The following is a 20806-nucleotide window of genomic DNA, read 5'->3' as shown; positions in this document are numbered from 1 at the left end:
TTCCGCTTCTATCTTGCAATCAAAACATATATGATTAAACACATATAAAATCACACCTGCAGGAACCCCCATGCTCCACCCACTCCACCTCTTCAAAACCCTCTCCGACGAAACGCGGCTCGCCATCGTCATGCTGCTCCGCGAAGCGGGCGAGCTGTGCGTCTGCGATCTCTGCGCCGCCACCGCCGAATCTCAGCCGAAGGTTTCCCGCCATATGGCGCTGCTGCGCGAGTCCGGGCTGGTGATCGACCGTCGCGAGGGTAAGTGGGTCCATTACCGTCTCTCTCCCAACATGCCTGCATGGGCGGCAGCCGTTATCGACACCAGCTGGAACTGCCTGCGGGAAGAGACGCGTATGAAGCTGAAAAACCGGCTTCCGGGTTCGTGCTAATCAAAACACATTCACAAAAACAGATATAACGGAGTAAGCGATGTTTCTGGCAGGGGCAATTTTTCTGTTTACGCTGGTGCTGGTCATCTGGCAGCCCAAAGGACTGAGTATCGGCTGGAGCGCGACTATTGGCGCCGTGCTGGCGCTGGCCAGCGGCGTAATTCACATTAACGATATTCCGGTAGTCTGGAATATCGTCTGGAACGCCACGGCAACGTTTATCGCCGTTATCATTATTAGTCTGCTGCTGGATGAGTCCGGCTTTTTCGAGTGGGCAGCGCTGCACGTCGCTCGCTGGGGGAAAGGTCGAGGGCGATTGCTGTTTACCTGGATTATCCTGCTGGGCGCAGCCGTCGCAGCGCTGTTTGCTAATGACGGCGCGGCGCTGATCCTCACGCCTATCGTCATCGCCATGCTGCTGGCGCTGGGGTTCAGCAAACAGGCCACGCTGGCGTTTGTGATGGCGGCAGGTTTTATCGCCGATACCGCCAGCCTGCCGCTGATTGTCTCCAACCTGGTCAACATCGTCTCGGCAGACTTCTTCGCGCTGGGGTTCAGCGAGTACGCTTCGGTGATGATCCCGGTGGATATCGCCGCGATTGCCGCAACGCTGGTGATGCTGCACCTGTTCTTTCGCAAGGAAATTCCTCCAGAATATGACCTGGCGAAACTCCAGGAGCCTGCGCGGGCCATTCACGACCTCCCGACGTTCAGAACGGGCTGGATCGTCCTCCTCCTTCTGCTCGTCGGTTTCTTCGTGCTTGAACCTCTCGGCATTCCGGTCAGCGCCATTGCGACCGTCGGCGCGCTGATTTTATTCGCTGTCGCAAAACGCGGACATGCGATAAATACCGGAAAAGTGCTGCGCGGCGCGCCGTGGCAGATCGTCATCTTCTCGCTGGGGATGTATCTGGTGGTGTATGGCCTGCGCAATGCCGGGCTGACGGATTATCTCACCGGCGTGCTGAATAGCCTGGCCGGACACGGACTGTGGGCCACCACGCTGGGAACCGGGTTCATCACCGCGTTTCTGTCATCCATAATGAACAATATGCCCACGGTGCTGATTGGCGCGCTCTCCATTGACGGCAGCACGGCAACAGGATTGATAAAGGACGCGATGATTTACGCCAACGTGATTGGCTGCGATCTGGGGCCAAAAATCACGCCTATTGGTAGTCTCGCCACCCTGCTCTGGCTTCACGTGCTGGCGCAGAAAAACATGACGATTACCTGGGGCGGCTATTTCCGGACGGGCATCATCATGACGCTGCCGGTCCTGTTTGTGACGCTCGCCGCCCTGGCGCTACGTCTCTCCTTCACACTGTAATGAGCCACTGATATGAGCCACATCACCATTTACCACAACCCCGCCTGCGGCACCTCGCGCAACACGCTGGAGATGATCCGCAACAGCGGCGCGGAGCCAGAGATTATTCTCTATCTGGAAACCCCGCCGTCGCGCGATACGCTGACCGCCCTGATTGCCGATATGGGCATTTCGGTGCGCGATTTGCTGCGTAAAAACGTAGAGCCCTATGAACGGCTCGGCCTGGCCGAAGACAGCTTCACCGACGACCAGCTTATCGATTTTATGCTGCAACACCCGATCCTGATTAACCGTCCGATCGTGGTGACGCCGCTGGGCACCCGCCTGTGCCGCCCGTCTGAAGTCGTCCTCGACATTCTGCCGGACGCGCAGAAAGGGGCGTTTACGAAAGAAGATGGCGAAGCGGTGGTGGACGCCAGCGGGAAGAATATCCTGAAAAAATAATCCATCGTCAGGTGGACGACAGGGCCAGCGCCCGGCGGGCCCTGAACGCCTGGAGAAAACAACCGCCCGCTAGCTCGCCACGCAGACCCGGTTGCGCCCCTCACGTTTTGCACGATAAAGCTCACGATCGGCTCGCGCCAGGGCTGACTGCACGCCATGTTCAATCTCCAGTTCATCCGGCGTCATGCATACGAGCCCCATGCTGGCGGTGAAGCGGATCGTCTGCCCATTGAAGTCGACGTTCTGGCTGGCAAGGCTCATCCGTACGCGCTCGGCGATCTCAGCGGCCGTCTCCATAGAGGTCTGCGGCATTGCCACGACAAACTCTTCCCCGCCGAAGCGGGCGACAATGTCGCTTCCTCTCACCAGTGCCGGAAGCGCGTTGCCAATATGCTTCAGCACCGCATCGCCGCCGTCATGGCCCCAGGTGTCGTTAATACGCTTGAAGAAATCCAGATCCATGCTCATCAGGCACAGGGGTTGCTGATGCCGACGGGCAAGATTGCAGGCCCGCAAAGACCACTCATCAAACTGGCGACGGTTTGCCAGCCCGGTGAGCGGATCGAGCCGCGCCTCCTGCTGGAAACGCGCCCGCTGCAGGGCGTTGACGTGGATGTAATGCATCAGAAACCACTGCGTAATGGAGATAACCAGAATCGCCAGCGCCGTCCACAGAGCCTGATAATACCAGCCGTGCAGCACGTCTTTTCTGGCCAGCCCGACGGCCAGCACCCATTTGCGTTCGTTGAGGTTAAGAAATACTCCCATACGTTCAACGCCATCAATCGGAGAGGTATATCGTTGGACCTGTGCGGTATCGCTTGCGTATTCCAGCAGCTTCGCGAGGCGCGGGTCGGAGGTGTTCAATTGCGAACCGTCATTCGCCCCCATACGGGCAAGCTGCACCGCATTGTCACGATCAAGGACCGCCATCGCCCCACCCTGACCTAAATCGAAGCCCTGCGCTTCCATTTTGCGAAACATATCGTTCATGGTGTTACCATTGAAGAAACCCAACGCACCACCAAGAAAGCGACCATGTGCGTCGCGCACTGCACGGAACATCACGAAGCCCAACATGTTTTTATCCGTGCCGTTGCTCTGCCAGTAAAACAAACTTTCGGTAACTTCATCCCGGCGAAAATCGGTAAACAGAGGGTGCTGCCGAAAGCTGGCCTGCGCAAGCGTAGAGGCGTCCAGAGCGCGCTCAAAAGGAAATAGCGCGCGGCTGCTGAGAAAATCACCGTCTTCATCAAAGACGACAACGCCATCCAGCCAGGCGCGCTTGAGCTCCCCTTGCAGGAATGGCTGCGCGTTTTCAGGCGTGACCGTATGGTTGAGCAGAAAGGCATTTCCGATAAAGCGCATCTGGTAGCGCATCGCGTTAAGGCTGGTATCAAACTGCTGGGACTGGAGTATGGCCGTATTGCGAAGGATACGTGCAGCGTTATCCTCCACATAGCCGCGCTGGTAGAGCAGATGCCCAATCAGCAGACTTGCCTGAACCAAAATCAACAGTACTAACAACGCTCTCTTTTTTGCCAGACTGACCTGCACGAACCAGGTACTTACTTTTTCACCCAACGCCAACCTCAACCACTGAACAGTAAATAACCACCGCGGTGGATAGTCACGTGTTAGGACCGGATTGTCAATATGGAGAAAAATCGTAATACATTGAAAAATATGAACTAATTTTCTTTATTTAACGGTGTAATACCCGCAATCCTCCCCACCATCGCCCGAATCTCCTCCCGGCTTAACGGCGCCCGGTCGGTGACATAGTGCAGCGTCATCCCTTCGATAAACGCGTCCAGCGCGCGGGTGGTGACCGGGTCGAACCACTGCTCCAGCGTGGTCTGGCTCATCTTCATCCAGTCCTGCATCACCGTTTTCAGCGCCGCACTGCGGTGCATAAAGGCGTAAAGCTGATACATCTGCGCCATGTTGTGCGGCGTGGTCACCTGCGAACTGTGGATCAGGGTGGTGATGGATTCGCACGCCATTTCCGGCCCGGTGACGCCCGCGAAGAAATCCCGGTACTGCTGCGACATCTGGCGGGTAAACCACGTGAAGGCCTCCTCCAGCAGCGGCTCCATGCCGTCGAAATAGTAGGTCATCGACCCCAGCGGCACGCCCGCGCAGGTGGCGATTTTACGGTGCGTGACGGCGTGAATACCGTGTTCAGCAATGGTGTCGAGCGTCGCCTGCAGGATCTTCTCCCGGCGATGCGGATCGTTGGGTGGTCTGCTCATCAATTCCTCACCTGGTTTGTGTACAAATGTACACAAACTTGCTAGTGTTGTCGCTATTGTTGTACTTCTGGTGCTACCCCAATGACGCTGACCTCTCCCCGCAAAGCCCTGCAGCTCCGCATGTGGGCGCTGTTTATGTTCTTCTTCATTCCCGGTCTGCTGATGGCCTCCTGGGCCACGCGCACCCCCGCCATTCGCGACATTTTGTCCGTCTCTACCGCAGAAATGGGCATCGTGCTGTTCGGCCTGTCGATAGGCTCCATGAGCGGCATTCTCTGCTCCGCATGGCTGGTGAAGCGCTTCGGTACGCGGGCGGTGATCCGCACCACCATGTGCTTCGCGGTGTTCGGGATGATGGTGCTGAGCGCGGCGCTGTGGTTTGCCTCACCGGTGCTGTTTGCGCTGGGGTTGACGGTGTTTGGCGGCAGCTTCGGCTCGGCGGAAGTGGCGATAAATGTGGAAGGGGCAGCGGTCGAGCGCGAGATGAACAAAACCGTGCTGCCAATGATGCACGGCTTCTATAGCCTCGGCACGCTGGCCGGTGCGGGCGTGGGGATGGCGCTGACGGCCACTGGCGTGAGCGCGAATCTGCATATTCTGCTGGCGGCGCTGGTGTGCATCATTCCCATTCTGACCGGCATCCGGGCCATCCCGGACGGCACCGGTAAAAACTCCGCGGACGAACAGCATTCTGCCGAAAAAGGGCTGCCCTTCTACCGCGATTTCCAGCTGATGCTGATCGGCGTGGTGGTGCTGGCGATGGCGTTCGCGGAGGGGTCCGCCAACGACTGGCTGCCCCTGCTGATGGTGGACGGTCACGGCTTTAGCCCGACCTCCGGCTCGCTGATTTACGCCGGGTTTACGCTGGGGATGACCGTCGGGCGCTTCACCGGCGGCTGGTTTATCGACCGCTACAGCCGCGTGGCGGTAGTGCGCGCCAGCGCCCTGCTCGGCGGGCTGGGTATCGCGATGATCATCTTTGTGGACGTGGACTGGATTGCCGGCGTCTCGGTGATCCTCTGGGGGCTGGGTGCATCCCTCGGCTTCCCGCTGACCATCTCTGCCGCCAGCGATACCGGCCCGGATGCCCCGACGCGCGTCAGCGTGGTGGCAACCACGGGCTATCTCGCCTTCCTGGTCGGGCCGCCGCTGCTCGGCTTCCTCGGGGAGCACTACGGGCTGCGCAGCGCCATGCTGGTGGTGTTAGGGTTGGTCATCATCGCGGCGCTGGTGGCGCGCGCGGTGGCAAAGCCGGAAACGAATCAAACGACACTGGAGAAGGGATATGAGCGTTAAACTGATCGCCGTCGACATGGATGGCACATTCCTGAGCGATGCCAAGACCTACAATCGCCCGCGCTTTCTGGCGCAGTACGCGCGCATGAAGGCGCAAGGCATTCGTTTCGTGGTCGCCAGCGGCAACCAGTACTACCAGCTCATCTCCTTTTTCCCGGAGATTGCGCATGAAATTTCATTCGTCGCCGAAAACGGCGGCTGGGTCGTGAGCGAAGGTGAAGACGTCTTTAACGGTGAACTGTCGAAAGCCCATTTCGAGACCGTCGCAAGCGTCTTAAACGACGTGCCGGGCATTGAGATTATCGCCTGCGGAAAGAGCAGCGCCTACACTCTCAAGTGCTATGACGAGGGCTTTAAGGCCATCGCGGCGAAGTACTATCACCGTCTGGAAATGGTCAGCGATTTCGACAACCTGAACGATATTTTCTTCAAATTCGGACTCAACGTGTCCGATGATGAAATTCCGCGTATTCAGGCGCTGCTGCATGAAAAGCTCAGCGACATCATGGTGCCCGTCACCACCGGTCACGGCAGTATCGACCTCATTATCCCCGGCGTGCATAAAGCCAACGGCCTGCGGATCCTGCAACAGCGCTGGGGCATAGAGAACAGCGACGTGGTGGCCTTCGGCGACAGCGGCAACGACGTGGAGATGCTGCGCCAGTCCGGGTTCAGCTTTGCGATGGCGAATGCCAGACCGCATATCAAAGCGGCGGCGCGCTTTGAAGCGCCGCACAATAACGAGGAAGGCGTGCTGGATGTGATTGAGAAGGTGTTGAATGGGGAGGCACCGTTTAATTGACCGCGTGCGGTCTGGTGCCCTCACCCTAGCCCTCTCCCACAGGGAGAGGGCATAAGAATTAAGGTTGCAGAGCGTTTCCGACGCGCTTGTCTTTCAGGAATACCACCATCAGGCCAACCCACAGCACGCCATTGGCGAGGTTAAACAGGCTGAACAGCCCGTTACCGCCCATCGCGTAGGCATGCTTGCTCACCTCGATACCGACGGTAAAAATCAGCATCTGTAGCATCCCCATCGCCGCGGAGACCGTGCCCTTACTCATCTCGCTGGCAAACAGCGTCAGGCGCACCAGCCCGGCGTTCGCCACGCCAATCCCGAAGGCGTAGATACTCAGCCCCGCCGTCATCCACAAATAAGCGTGAGATGACGCGACGGTTGCCACCGCCGCCAGAATCAGCCCTGCCGCAATCGGCCAGCCGCCCATGATAATCAGCGAACGCACGGTGCGGCGTGACGTCAGACGAGCCAGCACCAGGTTACCGATAATCAGCGCACCAAAGATCGGCACCTGCAGCAGGCCGTACTCGTAGCTGCTGAGCTTTTCGCCGCTGATGATAATGACCGGAGACTGGGCAATCCACGCCAGCAGCGGCAGGCTAACAAACCCGGTCGCCAGCGCGCCCGCTACAAAGCGGCCGTTTTTCAGCACCTCTTTGTAATCCCGACCCAGCTCTTTCAGCGAAAGTTTCTCGCCGATGCGGGTGGCGGTTTCCGGCATCGCACGGTGCAGGCCAAAGAACGCGATGGCGGCGAGAACCGCAAACAGCACAAACATCCCTTCCCAGGGGGCCATATGCACCCATGCGGCGCCCACCAGCGGCCCGAGTAAGGGAGCGATCAGCGCCACGTTCGCCATCAGCGCGGTGATTTTGATACACACCGCCTCTTCAAACGACTCCTGAATGGCCGCATACCCCACGGCGCCGATAAAGCACAGGCTCACCCCCTGCAGGAAACGCAGCAGAGTAAATTGTTCAATATTTTGCGCCAGCAGCGTGGCAAGGCAGGTGACGATGAACCACACCACGCCCGTCAGCATCACCGGGCGACGGCCAATACGATCCGACAGTGGGCCTAACAGCCACTGCAAAAACATGCCGCCGGCCAGATAGGCGGTCATGGAGGTCGGTACCCACTCAATTCCGGCGTTGTACTGCGCCACCACGGCCAGCATACCGGGCTGGATCATATCGTTGCCGATATAGGTAGAAAATTCGTAGAGCACCAGACACAGGGGGAAAAGCAACGCCTGACGACCCAGACGTGAACCTGAAGAAGAACGGTTTAACATGCAATCTCTTTATAATGACAAAATCGCGACGAGTGTAATGAAATGCCGCAGCCCGAGATAGTGATTTATCGAGGATAAACAGAAATAAAGCACATATCGTCTTCGTTTAAGGTTTCCTTAATTTGACAGATTTATGATAGCCCCATTACTCGTCAACGACCCCAAATTATGTCACTCACCTCCAGCCGTTCAGAATTGTCTAAGTTACAGACAAATAAGACAAAACGCCTTTACCGCTTGCCGGCCCGCTTTTATGGTTATCAGCTTTTCATACTGATAGTCCTTGCCGTGGTGTTTACGTGGCTATCGCGCAATGAAGCGCTCGACAGATGGATCACCGGCTTCTGGTATGACGCGGCGACGCAGAGCTTCCCGCTGCAGAAAGACCACCTGCTGGATCTGCTCAACCATCGTCTGGCGAAGTACATTGCCATCGCTTTAGGCGCCGTGGCGCTGTTTTACGGCGCGTACAAGCGTAACGCGAGGCTGGTTACGGCGGCGCTGCTGATGGGGCTTGGCGCGCTGGTCGTGGGCGTGCTGAAAAGCATGAGCCATCACAGCTGCCCGTGGGACCTGGTGGAATATGGCGGTAAGGCGATGTCCTATCCCCTGTTCAGCGCCGTCCCGGCGGACAGCGGCCCGGGGCGCTGCTTCCCCGGCGGCCATTCTTCCAGCGGCTTTATGGTGATGGGACTGTTTTTTGCCTTCTGGCGCGAGCGGCCGCGTCTGGCCTGGAGCTTTGTCGTTCTCGGCATTTTGCTGGGTCTGGCGATGGGCTTCGGTCAGGTCATGCGCGGGGCGCATTTTTTCTCTCACAACCTGTGGGCCGGGTGGTGGGTCTGGTTTTCCCAGGTGGCAGTCTACGGGCTGGTTTCCACCCGGTTTGCTAAAGAGTGATAACGCTATGCTAGAGAATCTGAATTATCAGCTGTTTTATCTGATCAACGCCACCCCGGCCTCGCCCGAGTGGATGATCGACTTCGCCACCTTTCTGGCAAAAGATCTGATCAGTATCGTGCCCGCGCTGGCAGCCATCCTCTGGCTGTGGGGACCTCGTAGCCAGGTGAAAGCGCAGCGCAAGCTTGTAATCAAAGTGGCGATGGCTCTCGGCGTAAGCGTCCTGGCGAGTTACATTCTGGGCCATGCGTTCCCGCACGATCGTCCGTTTGTCGATCACGTCGGCTATACCTTCCTGCACCATGCGCCGGATGACTCTTTCCCGAGCGATCACGGTACGGTGATCTTCACCTTCGCACTGGCCTTCCTGTTCTGGCATCGCCTGTGGTCGGGTGCGGTGCTGATGGTGGTCGCTGTGGCCATCGCCTGGTCTCGCGTGTATCTGGGCGTCCACTGGCCGCTGGATATGGTGGGTGGCTTCCTGGTGGGGCTGATTGGCTGCGTGAGCGCGGCTATCCTGTGGAGCCTCATCGGGGAAGCGCTCTACCGTGCGCTTTCTTCACTCTATCGCGCCATTTTCGCCATCCCGATCCGCAAAGGCTGGATACGTGACTAACCCCGACCTGACAGGTTACACTTGAACCCCCGCCCTGCGGGGGTTCATTTTTTTATGCCGAGGAACTATGGAAACACGTCGCGATGACCGCATTGCTCAGCTGCTACAGGCGCTGAAGCGCAGCGATAAGCTGCATCTTAAGGAAGCCGCCAACCTCCTCGGCGTCTCGGAGATGACCATTCGTCGGGATCTGAACAGCGAGAGCGCACCCGTCGTGCTGCTGGGCGGATACATTGTGCTTGAGCCGCGTAGCGCCAGCCATTATCTGATCAGCGACCAGAAGACGCGCCTGGTGGAAGAGAAACGCAAAGCCGCGCGGCTTGCGGCTTCCCTGGTACAGCCGCACCAGACGCTGTTTTTTGACTGCGGTACCACCACGCCGTGGATTATCGAAGCCATCGACAGCAGCATTCCGTTTACCGCCGTCTGTTATTCCCTGAACACCTTTCTGGCGCTTCAGGAGAAACCCGAGTGCCGGGTGATCCTCTGCGGCGGTGAGTTTCACGCCAGCAACGCGATCTTTAAGCCGCTCAACCTGCAGGACACGCTCAGCAACCTCTGCCCGGACATCGCGTTTTATTCCGCCGCGGGCGTCAATGTGCGTCAGGGGGCAACCTGCTTTAATCTGGAAGAATTACCGGTCAAGCACTGGGCGTTGAGCGCCGCGCAGTACCATGTGCTGGTGGTCGATCACAGTAAGTTTGGTAAGGTGCGTCCGGCAAGAATGGGCGAGCTGGCGCAGTTCGATGCCATCGTCAGCGATTGCCGCCCGGACGACGAGATTGTGGCCCACGCGAAAGCGCAGCAGGTGAAGTTGATGTATTGAGGTTATGCCGGGTGGCGGCTTCGCCTTACCCGGCCTACAACGGCTCGAACGTAGGCCGGGTAAGCGCAGCGCCACCCGGCAAAAACTTAGCTAAACCAGCTGCCGAACCACCCGTGGAATTTCATCATCACGAAATCCCACATCCGGCTGAAGAAGCCGCCCTCTTCCACTGCTTCCATCACAATCAGCGGACGCTGTTCAATCGACTTACCGTTAAGCTGGAAATCAATCGTCCCAACCACCTGGCCTTTTTTCAGCGGGGCGGTGAGCTGCGGGTCGGTCAGAGTGTAGCTGGCCTTCAGGTTTTTCAGCTGGCCGCGCGGAATGGTTACCGAGCCCGCCTCACCCGCGCCCAGGTTCACCTCGCTCTTGTCACCAAACCAGACGCGCTGGCTGACGAACGTGGCATCCGGTTTAATCGGCGTCACGGTTTCATAAAAGCGGAAGCCCCAGGTCAGCAGTTTTTCTGATTCGTTAAAGCGAATGCGGTCGGTTTTGGTGCCCAGCACTACCGAAATCAGGCGCATGTCGCCCTGGGTCGCGGAGGCCACCAGGTTATAGCCTGCACCCGCCGTGGTGCCGGTTTTCATCCCGTCCACGTTGACGTTGCTGCTCCACAGCAGGCGGTTGCGGTTCGGCTGGCGAATTTTGTTGAAGGTAAACTCTTTCTCTTTGTGGATGGCGTATTCATCCGGCACGTCGTGGATCAGCGCTTTCCCCAGCAGCGCCATGTCGCGCGCGGTGCTGAACTGGCCCGGCGCATCCAGGCCGTGAACCGTTTTGAACGTGGTGTTGGTTAAGCCCAGCTTCTGCGCGTAACCATTCATCAAGCCAATGAAAGAATCCTGGCTGCCGGCAACGTAGTCGGCCAGCGCGATGCACGCATCATTTCCTGACTGAATAATCACCCCTTTATTCAGATCGGAAACGGAGACCTGATCCCCTGGCTTCAGGAACATCACGGAAGATCCGCGCAGGGCCGGGTTGCCGGTCGCCCAGGCGTCTTTCCCGATGGTCACCATATCGTCCAGCTTGATCTTGCCCGCTTTCAGCGCCTGGCCTACCACATAGCTGGTCATGATTTTGGTCAGGCTTGCCGGATCGAGTTTCTCATCCGCATTCCCTTCCGCCAGCACTTTACCGCTGGCGTAGTCCATCAGGATCCAGGCGCGCGCATCCACAGGCGGCGCTTCGGGCGCAGCCTGTTCAGCTGCGTAGAGCGTTGGTGCAAACAGGAAAAGAAGCGCAGAGCCTGCCGCCAGGCTGCGCAGAGAAGTCATTTTACGCGTCATAAATGCCACCCGAGTGTCCATTCAAAAATTACGTCACATCACCGTGTCGCAAGAAGCGATGAGTAATAGCGCACTAAAACCGTTAAAGAAACCCAACGAGGGTAAAGTTATTAAAGTTTATGCAATAACATTCAGATACGCTTTGATTAAGGCGATTTTTTTGTCTTCTGTTGCGTAATTGTTAGGTTTATCTCACCATGGCGAAAAGCTGATTCGGATTCACATCTCATCGGGAGTAAATATGATTACGCTGTGGGGCAGGAATAATTCGACCAACGTTAAGAAAGTGCTCTGGACGCTGGAAGAGCTGGATTTACCGTTCAATCAAATCATGGCAGGCATGGCGTTCGGCGTGAACAAGGAGGCCGACTATCTGGCCATGAACCCGAATGGCCTGGTGCCGCTGCTGCGCGATGATGAAACGGACGCGACGCTTTGGGAGTCCAACACGATTGTGCGTTACCTCGCCGCCCAGTACGGTCAGGGCCGCCTGTGGGTAGAAAACCCGGCCCGCCGCGCCCAGGGCGAAAAGTGGATGGACTGGGCGAACCAGACGCTGTCCCCAACCCACCGCGTGATCCTGATGGGGCTTATCCGCACGCCGGAAGCGGAACGCGATTATCCCGCGATTCACGCCGCGCAGGATGCCTGCGAAAATCTGTTTGCGATGATGGATGACGAGCTGGCGAAGCACGCCTGGTTCTCCGGCGAGACGTTCGGCACCGGCGATATCGCCGTGGCGCCGTTCGTCTGGAACCTGACCAACATGGGCCTGAAGTGGACGCCGCGCCCGCACCTGGAGCGCTGGCTTAAACAGCTGAGCGATCGTCCGGCGTACCGTAACGTCGTGATGATCCCGGTAACCTGATTACGCGCCGGACGGGCTGACTTTCAACAGCTGCCCGTCCGTCTCGTCGGTCAGGACATACAGATACCCATCCGGCCCCACCCGCACATCGCGAATACGCTGATCCCGGTCGCCCAGAATGCGCCCGTCCTTTGTCACCTTGTTACCCTCCACGCTCAGCACGATCACGTCCTTCTCCTTCAGCGCGCCGATAAACAGCTTGTTTTTCCACTGCGGGAAGACGTCGCTGTTGTAGAACGCCATGCCGCTTACCGCGGGTGAGACTTTCCAGACGAACAGCGGCTTCTCGGTGCCCTCAACGTGCTCGCCTTTGGCTTCCGGGATTTTCAGACCGCTGTAGTTAATGCCGTGCGTTGCCAGCGGCCAGCCGTAGTTCTTACCCTTCTCCGGGATATTGATCTCATCCCCGCCGCGCGGGCCGTGCTCGTTCAGCCACAGCGTGTCGCTCCAGGGGTTCATCGCCATCCCCTGCGGGTTGCGGATGCCGTAAGACCAGATTTCAGGTCGCGCACCGGGGGTATTCACAAAGGGGTTATCCGGCGGGACTTTTCCGTCTTCGGTGAGGCGCACCACTTTGCCCTGCAATTTATCCAGATCCTGCGCCGTGGGACGCTGGTTATTCTCGCCGAGTCCGATAAAGAGGGAGCCTCTGCCGTCGAACACCAGCCGTCCGCCGAAATGGTTACCGGTTGAGAGTTTCGGCATCTGGCGGAACGCCACCTGGAATCCCTCGATGCGGGAATAGTCGTCGCTCAGGCGGCCAAAGCCCACCGCCGTTCCGGCTTTGCCGTCATGCCCGGCCTCGGCGTAGCTCAGCCAGACGCGGCGCGACGTTTCAAAATCCGGCGCCAGCACCACATCCAGCAATCCTCCCTGGCCGTTTGCCCAGACTTTCGGTACGCCGACAATCGGATCGGAGAGCCCTTTTCCGGCCTGCCAGCGTTTGAGTTGGCCGCCCTTCAGGGTCACCAGCAGCCCGTTATTATCCGGCAGGAATGCCAGGGACCAGGGGTGATCGAGTCTGTTTTGCAGCACCTCGACCTTCACCGCCTCTGGCGCAGCAAGAAGTGAAAACGGAATGAATAACGCAGGCAGGGAAATCAGCGAGGATCGAGGCATAATGCGCTCCTTTATCGGCATATGGCATAAAGATTAGCCACTGTGTCCGGGCGCGTTACCACTTTTACAAAAGCTTAATCAGAAGGGGGAGTTGCCTCCCCCGGGATCAGTGCTGTTCGAGCTGTTTGTGCTCGTTCAGGCACATGATGCATAGAGAGAGCGTTGTCAGGCAGTTTTCAAGCTTCTCCGCGTTTACGGCGATAAAATTCGGGCAGTCGTGGCGTCCGTTCATCAGACACACCCCTGCAATGGAGAGCACCTCGGCGGCGCGGCGCAGCGCGACTTCTTCACTTTCGCCGTAGTTCGCCTGCAGGGCCGGTGCTTTTTCACGCATGAAATTGCAAAGTTCAAACAGGTTATCACGCAGATGTTCGCTTTCGCTGACTGACATATACCCTTTTGCCTTCCTCAACTGCAGGTACGCGGCCAGGTCGATTCGGGCGTTGATCAGCTTGTTCAGCAGATCGCGTTTTAGTCTGTCAACGGTCATGCTCTTTCCTCCTCTGTCAGCCATTGTGCCTAGTCAGGATAAGTACATTTTTTGTACAGTTTAATGCCTGGGATCAATTTTTATTAACTGATTAACATTATTTACAATGTTACAACCTCTGCCCGGCGCATCCACCTTGCAAAGAGTGTATAAATCCCCCGCGATACGCTGTAAAATCCCGCCCTGATAACTCCATAATTGATGAATTTTTAACCTATGAGCAATGTTACGCACCAGCCGAAAATCGGCTTCGTCTCCCTGGGCTGCCCGAAAAACCTGGTGGATTCAGAACGCATCCTGACCGAACTGCGCACCGAGGGCTATGACGTGGTGCCAAGCTACGACAACGCCGATATGGTGATCGTTAACACCTGCGGGTTTATCGACAGCGCGGTCCAGGAGTCACTGGAAGCCATCGGTGAAGCGCTGACCGAAAACGGCAAAGTGATCGTGACCGGCTGTCTGGGCGCGAAAGAAGACCAGATCCGCGAAGTGCACCCGAAGGTGCTGGAGATTACCGGCCCGCACAGCTACGAGCAGGTGCTGCAACATGTTCATCACTACGTGCCAAAACCCAAGCACAACCCGTTCCTGAGCCTGGTGCCGGAACAGGGCGTGAAGCTGACGCCGCGCCACTACGCGTACCTGAAAATTTCCGAAGGCTGCAACCACCGCTGCACCTTCTGCATCATCCCGTCCATGCGTGGCGATCTGGTGAGCCGTCCAATCGGCGAAGTGCTGGCGGAAGCCAAACGTCTGGCCGATGCGGGCGTGAAGGAACTGCTGGTCATCTCCCAGGACACCTCAGCTTATGGCGTGGACGTTAAGCACCGCTCCGGCTTCCACAACGGCGAGCCGGTGAAAACCAGCATGGTCGGCCTGTGCGAGCAGCTATCCAAACTCGGTATCTGGACGCGTCTGCACTACGTTTACCCGTACCCGCACGTTGACGACGTGATCCCACTGATGGCGGAAGGCAAGATTCTGCCGTACCTGGACATCCCGCTGCAGCACGCGAGCCCGCGTATCCTGAAGCTGATGAAACGTCCTGGCTCCGTTGACCGTCAGCTGGCGCGCATCAAACAGTGGCGTGAGATCTGCCCGGACCTGACCCTGCGCTCCACCTTCATCGTCGGCTTCCCGGGTGAAACCGAAGAAGACTTCCAGATGCTGCTCGACTTCCTGAAGGAAGCGCGCCTGGACCGCGTCGGCTGCTTCAAGTACAGCCCGGTGGAAGGCGCAACCGCTAACGAGCTGGCGGATCAGGTGCCGGAAGAGGTGAAAGAGGAGCGCTGGAACCGCTTCATGCAGCTTCAGCAGCAGATTTCTGCCGAGCGTCTGCAGGAGAAAGTGGGCCGCGAGATCATGGTTATCATCGACGAAGTGGACGAAGAAGGCGCGATTGGCCGCAGCATGGCGGACGCCCCTGAAATCGACGGTGCGGTGTACCTGAATGGCGAAACCAACGTTAAGCCGGGTGATATTATTCGCGTGAAGGTTGAAAACGCGGACGAGTATGACCTGTGGGGTAGCCGGGTTTAATTCCCCCCACTCCGCTTTTGTAGGCCGGGTAAGGCGAAGCCGCCACCCGGCACATTTCACTGCACTACCCCTTTATCCTCGGATCCAGCGCGTCTCGCAGCCCATCCCCCAGCAGGTTAAACGCCAGCACGGTCAGGAAAATCGCCAGACTCGGGAAGATCGCCACGTGTGGCGCAATCACCATATCGGCCCTCGCCTCGTTCAGCATCGCGCCCCACTCCGGTGTCGGAGGCTGTGCCCCCAGCCCCAGAAACGACAGGCTGGCCGCCGAGATTATCGACACGCCGATACGCATGGTGAAGTAGACCACGATAGACGACACCGTCCCCGGCAGAATATGGCTGAAGAGAATGGTGGCGTCGCTGGCCCCCATACTGCGGGCCGACTCGATAAAGGTCTGCTGTTTCAGCACCAGCGTGTTGCCGCGCACCAGGCGGGCAAAGGCCGGAATCGAAAACACCGCGACCGCAATGATGACGTTGGCCATGCCGCTGCCCATGATCGCCACCACGGCAATCGCCAGCAGAATGCCGGGGAAGGCAAACAGCACGTCGCAGATGCGCATGATGATGCGGTCCCACCAGCCTTCGTAATAGCCGGCGACCAGCCCCAGCACGATCCCAATGGTCGCGCCGATCAGCACCGCAAACACCCCGGCGGCGAGCGAGATCTGCGCCCCCACCAGCACCCGGCTAAAGATATCCCGCCCGAGAGAGTCCACGCCGAACCAGTGGAGCATTGAGGGCCCGTCGTTCAGGCGGTCGTAGTCAAAATAGTTTTCCGCATCAAACGGCGCCACCCACGGCGCCACGATCGCCACCACGATCAGCAGCAGCACGAACAGCCCCGCGGTCATCGCGACCGGCTGACGGCGAAAGCGCCGCCAGAATTCAGACCACGGGGTGCGGATGTGGTCCGGTTTTAGCCCCGGCATGGCGTTTAATACGGCCTGACGCCGCCAGTTCAATAATCGCATCTTACTTATACCTGATGGCCGGGTTAATGGCGGCGTAGAGCACGTCCACCACGAGGTTGATAAGAATAAACTCCAGCGAGAAAAGCAGGACTTCCGCCTGAATCACCGGATAGTCGCGCATCTCGACGGAATCGACCAGCAGACGTCCCAGCCCCGGCCAGTTGAAGACCTTTTCCACCACGATAGAGCCGCCCAGCAGGAAGCCAAACTGCAGCCCCATCATCGTCACCACCGGGATCATCGCATTGCGGAACCCGTGCTTGAGGATGACCCACTTCTCGCTGACCCCTTTCGCCCGCGCGGTGCGAATATAATCTTCGCTCAGCACGTCAACGAACGAGGCGCGGGTAAAGCGGGCCATCACCGACGACACGGCAGCCCCCAGCGTCATTGAGGGCAGAATGTAATGCTTCCAGGTATCGGCCCCGACGGTGGGCAGCCAGCCCAGCTCAACGGAGAAGATCTGCATCAGCAGCATCCCCAGCGCGAACGCCGGGAAGGAGATGCCGGTCACCGCCAGCGCCATGCCGAGCTTGTCCGGCCAGCGGTTACGCCAGACGGACGCCACAATCCCGGCGCCAAGTCCGAACACCACGGCCCAGCTCATGCTGGCTATCGTTAACCAGAACGTGGGCATAAAGCGAGTGGCGATCTCTTCCGACACCGGACGACGCGACACCATCGAGATACCAAAGTCACCCTGCAGAACGTTGCCAATATAGTGCAGAAACTGCATATACAGAGGCTGGTCAAGACCCAGCTGTTTACGCACCAGCTCAATGACCGTGGCATCCGCTTCGGGCCCGGCAACCAGACGCGCCGGATCGCCCGGCAGCATATGGACAAACAAAAACACCAGCACCGCCACAATCAGCAGCGTCGGGATAAGCCCCAGCAGGCGTTTACAAACATAGTTCAGCATGGGCGTTATTTTAAATCCGCATCGTCAAAGCTAAAGCCCGTATCCGGCATGATGTAGAACCCGGTCAACGCTTTGTTATGGGCTGACACCAGTTTCTCCACCACCAGCGGCACCCACGGCGACTCTTTCCAGATGATGTCCTGCGCGTCCTTGTAGAGGCGTGCTTTCTCCTCCGGTTTGGTGGTTTTCAGCGCATCGGCCAGGTCTTTGTCCACCTGCGGGTTGCTGTAGAACGCGGTATTGAACAGGGTTGGCGGCCAGTTCTGTGAGGCAAACAGCGGCGACAGCGCCCAGTCGGCTTCACCCGTCGAGGCCGACCAGCCGGTGTAGAACATCCTCACCCCGCTCTCTTTCTGCCCTTTCCCCTCGACCTCTGCCGCACGCTGTCCGGCATCCATGGCGGTAACCTGCGCCTTAATCCCCACCTGCGCCAGCTGCTGCTGGGTAAACTGCAGCACCTTCTGGGCGGTACTGTGGTTATGCGACGACCACAGCGTGGTGCTAAAGCCGTTCGGATAGCCCGCCTCTTTCAGCAGCTCGCGCGCTTTGGCCGGATCGTACGGCCACGGCTGATAGCTTTGCGCATACGCGATAGCCGGCGGCAGCACGCCGGTGGCCGGGGTGGCATAGCCCGCAAAAGCGACCTTCACCAGCGCCTGACGGTTAATGGCATAGTTAATGGCTTCGCGCACCTTCGGATTATCGAACGGCTTTTGCGTGACGTTCATGCTGATGTAGCGCTGCATGATCGACGGGCTGGCGACCAGCTCCAGCTTGCTGTTTTTCTCCAGAATGGCGGCCTGCTCGTACGGGACCGGGAAGGCAAACTGCGCCTCGCCGGTTTGCAGCATCGCCGCACGGGTGTTGTTATCCACTACCGGACGCCAGGTGATGGTGTCCAGCTTCGGCAGCCCTTTCTGCCAGTATCCCGCGTATTTCTTCACCTTCACAAAATCGGTCTGATTCCAGGTGACCAGCTCGTACGGACCGGTACCGACCGGGTGGAAGCCGATCTCCTTGCCGTATTTCTTCAGCGCGGCAGGGGAGATCATCGCCGTCGCCGGGTGCGCCAGAATATTGATAAACGCGGAGAACGGCTCTTTCAGGGTGATTTTTACCGTCGCCGGGTCGACCACCTCGGTTTTGGCGATGTTTTTATAGAGGTTATAACGCTTGAGGCTGTTCTCAGGATTGCTGGCGCGATCCAGGTTTACCTTCACCGCGTCCGCATTAAAGTCGGTGCCGTCCTGGAACTTCACCCCGGTTTTGAGCTTAATGGTGTACACCAGCCCGTCATCCGAAACGGTGTACCCCTCCGCCAGCACGTTTTTAAGCTTCATCTCTTTATCCAGGCCAAACAGGCCTTGGTAGAACGATTTCGCCACCGCCTGGGAGAGCGTGTCGTTAGCGTCATACGGATCCAGCGTGGTGAAATTAGAGCCGACGGCGACCACCACATCTTTGGCAGCGAACGCGGGGGCAGCGGCCAGGGCTGCCGTCACGCTCGCGGCTAACAACCATCTACGCGCTACAAATGTAACCATTATGTTCTCCTGCCTGTTGAAAGTTATAACCGCGAAAAGGCATTGTCCTGACGCGGGGGAGCCACGAAATGACCCGGACCGACCTCACGCAGCGCCACGCGCTCCACGGCCTCGCCGCGTTTACGAATATTGCTCGGCATTTCATCCTGCAACAGCACGCGCTGGCCGTGACGATGCGCCGGATCGGCGACCGGGACCGCCGCGATGAGCTTGCGGGTGTACGGGTGCTGCGGGTTCTCAAATACCGCCCTTCGCGGCCCGATTTCCACGATTTGCCCCATAAACATCACCGCCACGCGATGGCTGATGCGCTCAACCACCGCCATGTCGTGCGAGATAAACAGGAAGGCGATCCCCATATCCCGCTGTAAATCCAGCAGCAGATTGATGATTTGCGCCCGGATAGAGACATCCAGCGCCGAGACGGATTCATCCGCAATCACCACTTTTGGGTTCAGCGCCAGCGCGCGGGCGATGCAGATACGCTGCCGCTGCCCGCCGGAAAACTCGTGCGGATAACGCCAGGCGTGTTCCGGCTTCAGGCCAACGCGCTCCAGCAGCCAGGCCACGCGACGCTGCGCCGCCTCGCCGTCGAGCAGGTTATGCACCCGCAGCGGCTCCATGATCGAATACCCCACCGTATGTCGCGGATCGAGGGAGGCATACGGATCTTGAAAAATAAACTGAATATCCCGCCGCACCGCCTGCAGCCTGCTGTCAGGAAGGGTATCAATGCGCTCGCCGTTAAAGGTAATGCTCCCCTCCTGCGCGTCCACCAGACGGAGCAACGCGCGCCCGGTCGTGGATTTACCGCAGCCGGACTCCCCTACCAGCGCCAGCGTTTCGCCCGGCCAGAGGTCGAAGCTGACGTTTTCCACCGCGTGCACTTCGCGCTTTACGCGGTTCAGTACGCCGCTGCGCAGCGGAAAACGCGTGACCAGATTGCGCACTTCCAGAATGGGCTTGCCCGGCACCACGGTGTCCTGCTCGCGTTCCTCCTCCTGCGGCTCAGACGCCTCCAGGGAAATCAACGGAAAACGACGCGGCAGATAGCTGCCGTTCATCGCCCCCAGGCGCGGAACCGCCGCCAGCAGCGCTTTGGTGTAAGGATGCGCGGGCGCGTGAAAAATCTGCTCGACCGGGCCGGTTTCCACCGCGCTGCCCTTGTGCATCACCAGCACCCGATCGGCGATATCGGCGACCACGCCCATATCGTGGGTGATGAAAATCACCCCCATCTCCATCTCCTGCTGCAGCACCTTGATGAGCTGCAGGATCTGCGCCTGAATCGTCACGTCCAGCGCCGTCGTCGGTTCATCGGCAATCAGCACGGCTGGACGGCAGGAGAGCGCCATGGCAATCATCACCCGCTGGCGCATGCCGCCGGAAAGCTGATGCGGGTAGCGGCCCAGGATGGCCTGCGCCTCCGGAATGCGCACCAGCTCCAGCATGCGTCTGGCCTCCCTGAGCGCCTCATCGCCGCTTAGCCCCTGATGCAGGCGGATGGACTCGGCAATTTGTTCCCCGACCGGGAACACCGGGTTCAGGGAGGTCATCGGCTCCTGAAAGATCATCGCAATGTCCGCCCCGCGCACGCCCTGCATCTGCGCGCCGCTCAGCTCGTTTAAATCAATGACCTGACGGTTACGGCGGCGCAGCAGCATTTTCTCGCTGCTGATTTGCCCGCCCGTCTGTTCCAGCAGGCGCATCAGCGCCAGCGCGGTGACCGATTTCCCGGAGCCGGATTCGCCAACAATCGCCAGCGTCTCGCCGCGCCTGAGCGAAAACGATAAATTCTGTACTGCGGGGATGAACTGCCGCTCTTCCTGAAACGCAATATTCAGCTGATGGACAGCCAGCACTTCGCGGTTGTCCAGCTCTTCACTGTGCGGCACGCGCTGCCCC

At 58.6% G+C, this 20806-nt stretch carries 20 protein-coding genes; 10 read left to right on the top strand and 10 right to left on the bottom strand.

Annotated elements, in window-relative coordinates:
• The first annotated feature begins 70 nt into the window (after positions 1 to 70).
• From PI91_RS09710 to arsC, 3 genes are read left to right on the top strand one after another with little or no spacing between them, the layout of a single operon-like run.
• A complete protein-coding gene (locus PI91_RS09710; RefSeq protein ID WP_008503437.1) occupies positions 71 to 391 on the top strand; it encodes a metalloregulator ArsR/SmtB family transcription factor in 321 nt (106 codons plus the stop codon).
• Between the two features lie 40 nt (positions 392 to 431).
• Positions 432 to 1721, top strand: coding sequence for an arsenic transporter (locus PI91_RS09705; RefSeq protein WP_039266046.1), 1290 nt, complete (start codon positions 432 to 434; stop codon positions 1719 to 1721).
• Positions 1722 to 1733: 12 nt separating this feature from the next.
• The gene (gene arsC / locus PI91_RS09700) at positions 1734 to 2165 is read left to right on the top strand and encodes a glutaredoxin-dependent arsenate reductase (protein ID WP_023326983.1); all 432 of its coding nucleotides are present in this window, start codon (positions 1734 to 1736) and stop codon (positions 2163 to 2165) included.
• Between the two features lie 69 nt (positions 2166 to 2234).
• Here the strand turns inward: arsC and PI91_RS09695 are convergent, their stop codons facing one another.
• Entirely contained in the window at positions 2235 to 3692 is a 1458-nt protein-coding gene (locus PI91_RS09695) for a GGDEF domain-containing protein (RefSeq protein WP_232764396.1), read from the bottom strand.
• 164 nt (positions 3693 to 3856) lie between these two features.
• A complete protein-coding gene (locus PI91_RS09690) occupies positions 3857 to 4420 on the bottom strand; it encodes a TetR/AcrR family transcriptional regulator (RefSeq protein ID WP_039266044.1) in 564 nt (187 codons plus the stop codon).
• An 81-nt stretch (positions 4421 to 4501) separates the two neighbouring features.
• On the opposite strand from PI91_RS09690, the gene PI91_RS09685 reads away from it, so the two are divergent.
• The gene (locus PI91_RS09685) at positions 4502 to 5716 is read left to right on the top strand and encodes an MFS transporter (RefSeq protein WP_039266042.1); all 1215 of its coding nucleotides are present in this window, start codon (positions 4502 to 4504) and stop codon (positions 5714 to 5716) included.
• A complete protein-coding gene (locus PI91_RS09680) occupies positions 5706 to 6518 on the top strand; it encodes a Cof-type HAD-IIB family hydrolase (protein WP_021240941.1) in 813 nt (270 codons plus the stop codon). Before PI91_RS09685 ends, PI91_RS09680 begins: the two co-directional genes overlap by 11 nt.
• 58 nt (positions 6519 to 6576) lie before the next feature.
• Here the strand turns inward: PI91_RS09680 and PI91_RS09675 are convergent, their stop codons facing one another.
• Positions 6577 to 7809, bottom strand: a complete 1233-nt coding sequence (locus tag PI91_RS09675) for an MFS transporter (RefSeq protein ID WP_021240942.1) — start codon at positions 7807 to 7809, stop codon at positions 6577 to 6579.
• A gap of 168 nt (positions 7810 to 7977) precedes the next feature.
• On the opposite strand from PI91_RS09675, the gene PI91_RS09670 reads away from it, so the two are divergent.
• The 3 genes from PI91_RS09670 to deoR all read left to right on the top strand — a co-directional run bounded on the left by PI91_RS09670 (position 7978) and on the right by deoR (position 10148).
• Positions 7978 to 8706, top strand: coding sequence for a phosphatase PAP2 family protein (locus PI91_RS09670; RefSeq protein WP_023326979.1), 729 nt, complete (start codon positions 7978 to 7980; stop codon positions 8704 to 8706).
• 7 nt (positions 8707 to 8713) lie between these two features.
• Positions 8714 to 9322, top strand: coding sequence for an undecaprenyl-diphosphate phosphatase (gene ybjG, locus PI91_RS09665; RefSeq protein WP_021240944.1), 609 nt, complete (start codon positions 8714 to 8716; stop codon positions 9320 to 9322).
• Positions 9323 to 9389: 67 nt separating this feature from the next.
• The gene (gene deoR / locus PI91_RS09660; protein WP_023292922.1) at positions 9390 to 10148 is read left to right on the top strand and encodes a DNA-binding transcriptional repressor DeoR; all 759 of its coding nucleotides are present in this window, start codon (positions 9390 to 9392) and stop codon (positions 10146 to 10148) included.
• An 86-nt stretch (positions 10149 to 10234) separates the two neighbouring features.
• On the opposite strand, the gene dacC is transcribed toward deoR, so the two are convergent.
• Complete coding sequence (gene dacC, locus PI91_RS09655; protein ID WP_008501207.1) at positions 10235 to 11440, bottom strand: serine-type D-Ala-D-Ala carboxypeptidase; 1206 nt, start codon at positions 11438 to 11440, stop codon at positions 10235 to 10237.
• A 241-nt stretch (positions 11441 to 11681) separates the two neighbouring features.
• Between dacC and PI91_RS09650 the strand changes: the two genes are divergently transcribed.
• Entirely contained in the window at positions 11682 to 12308 is a 627-nt protein-coding gene (locus tag PI91_RS09650) for a glutathione S-transferase family protein (protein WP_008501206.1), read from the top strand.
• Here the strand turns inward: PI91_RS09650 and PI91_RS09645 are convergent, their stop codons facing one another.
• Both PI91_RS09645 and bssR read right to left on the bottom strand, forming a co-directional pair.
• Entirely contained in the window at positions 12309 to 13427 is a 1119-nt protein-coding gene (locus PI91_RS09645; RefSeq protein WP_039266041.1) for a PQQ-dependent sugar dehydrogenase, read from the bottom strand.
• A gap of 106 nt (positions 13428 to 13533) precedes the next feature.
• Positions 13534 to 13917: a biofilm formation regulator BssR gene (bssR, locus tag PI91_RS09640; RefSeq protein ID WP_021240947.1), complete on the bottom strand. Its 384-nt coding sequence runs from the start codon at positions 13915 to 13917 to the stop codon at positions 13534 to 13536.
• 216 nt (positions 13918 to 14133) lie between these two features.
• On the opposite strand from bssR, the gene rimO reads away from it, so the two are divergent.
• The gene (gene rimO, locus PI91_RS09635) at positions 14134 to 15459 is read left to right on the top strand and encodes a 30S ribosomal protein S12 methylthiotransferase RimO (protein WP_008501203.1); all 1326 of its coding nucleotides are present in this window, start codon (positions 14134 to 14136) and stop codon (positions 15457 to 15459) included.
• A gap of 64 nt (positions 15460 to 15523) precedes the next feature.
• On the opposite strand, the gene gsiD is transcribed toward rimO, so the two are convergent.
• From gsiD to gsiA, 4 genes are read right to left on the bottom strand one after another with little or no spacing between them, the layout of a single operon-like run.
• Entirely contained in the window at positions 15524 to 16435 is a 912-nt protein-coding gene (gene gsiD, locus PI91_RS09630; RefSeq protein ID WP_023292926.1) for a glutathione ABC transporter permease GsiD, read from the bottom strand.
• A 1-nt stretch (position 16436) separates the two neighbouring features.
• A complete protein-coding gene (gene gsiC, locus PI91_RS09625; RefSeq protein WP_039266038.1) occupies positions 16437 to 17357 on the bottom strand; it encodes a glutathione ABC transporter permease GsiC in 921 nt (306 codons plus the stop codon).
• A 5-nt stretch (positions 17358 to 17362) separates the two neighbouring features.
• Positions 17363 to 18901, bottom strand: a complete 1539-nt coding sequence (gene gsiB / locus PI91_RS09620; protein ID WP_023292928.1) for a glutathione ABC transporter substrate-binding protein GsiB — start codon at positions 18899 to 18901, stop codon at positions 17363 to 17365.
• A 23-nt stretch (positions 18902 to 18924) separates the two neighbouring features.
• The gene (gene gsiA, locus PI91_RS09615) at positions 18925 to 20796 is read right to left on the bottom strand and encodes a glutathione ABC transporter ATP-binding protein GsiA (RefSeq protein WP_039266037.1); all 1872 of its coding nucleotides are present in this window, start codon (positions 20794 to 20796) and stop codon (positions 18925 to 18927) included.
• Positions 20797 to 20806 lie beyond the last annotated feature (10 nt).

It is taken from the genome of Enterobacter sp. FB (assembly GCF_000805795.1).
Classification (GTDB): Bacteria; Pseudomonadota; Gammaproteobacteria; order Enterobacterales; family Enterobacteriaceae; genus Enterobacter; species Enterobacter roggenkampii.
Note: the sequence above shows the minus strand (reverse complement) of the source record. Positions and strands in the feature narration are given on the sequence as shown.

Excerpts from the sequence above, each read along its gene's own strand:
- PI91_RS09710 (WP_008503437.1), top strand. The coding sequence starts at position 71 with ATGCTCCACCCACTCCACCTCTTCAAAACCCTCTCCGACGAAACGCGG.
- PI91_RS09705 (WP_039266046.1), top strand. The coding sequence starts at position 432 with ATGTTTCTGGCAGGGGCAATTTTTCTGTTTACGCTGGTGCTGGTCATC.
- arsC (WP_023326983.1), top strand. The coding sequence starts at position 1,734 with ATGAGCCACATCACCATTTACCACAACCCCGCCTGCGGCACCTCGCGC.
- PI91_RS09690 (WP_039266044.1), bottom strand. The coding sequence starts at position 4,420 with ATGAGCAGACCACCCAACGATCCGCATCGCCGGGAGAAGATCCTGCAG.
- PI91_RS09685 (WP_039266042.1), top strand. The coding sequence starts at position 4,502 with ATGACGCTGACCTCTCCCCGCAAAGCCCTGCAGCTCCGCATGTGGGCG.
- PI91_RS09680 (WP_021240941.1), top strand. The coding sequence starts at position 5,706 with ATGAGCGTTAAACTGATCGCCGTCGACATGGATGGCACATTCCTGAGC.
- PI91_RS09675 (WP_021240942.1), bottom strand. The coding sequence starts at position 7,809 with ATGTTAAACCGTTCTTCTTCAGGTTCACGTCTGGGTCGTCAGGCGTTG.
- PI91_RS09670 (WP_023326979.1), top strand. The coding sequence starts at position 7,978 with ATGTCACTCACCTCCAGCCGTTCAGAATTGTCTAAGTTACAGACAAAT.
- ybjG (WP_021240944.1), top strand. The coding sequence starts at position 8,714 with ATGCTAGAGAATCTGAATTATCAGCTGTTTTATCTGATCAACGCCACC.
- deoR (WP_023292922.1), top strand. The coding sequence starts at position 9,390 with ATGGAAACACGTCGCGATGACCGCATTGCTCAGCTGCTACAGGCGCTG.
- dacC (WP_008501207.1), bottom strand. The coding sequence starts at position 11,440 with ATGACGCGTAAAATGACTTCTCTGCGCAGCCTGGCGGCAGGCTCTGCG.
- PI91_RS09650 (WP_008501206.1), top strand. The coding sequence starts at position 11,682 with ATGATTACGCTGTGGGGCAGGAATAATTCGACCAACGTTAAGAAAGTG.
- PI91_RS09645 (WP_039266041.1), bottom strand. The coding sequence starts at position 13,427 with ATGCCTCGATCCTCGCTGATTTCCCTGCCTGCGTTATTCATTCCGTTT.
- bssR (WP_021240947.1), bottom strand. The coding sequence starts at position 13,917 with ATGACCGTTGACAGACTAAAACGCGATCTGCTGAACAAGCTGATCAAC.
- rimO (WP_008501203.1), top strand. The coding sequence starts at position 14,134 with ATGAGCAATGTTACGCACCAGCCGAAAATCGGCTTCGTCTCCCTGGGC.
- gsiD (WP_023292926.1), bottom strand. The coding sequence starts at position 16,435 with ATGCGATTATTGAACTGGCGGCGTCAGGCCGTATTAAACGCCATGCCG.
- gsiC (WP_039266038.1), bottom strand. The coding sequence starts at position 17,357 with ATGCTGAACTATGTTTGTAAACGCCTGCTGGGGCTTATCCCGACGCTG.
- gsiB (WP_023292928.1), bottom strand. The coding sequence starts at position 18,901 with ATGGTTACATTTGTAGCGCGTAGATGGTTGTTAGCCGCGAGCGTGACG.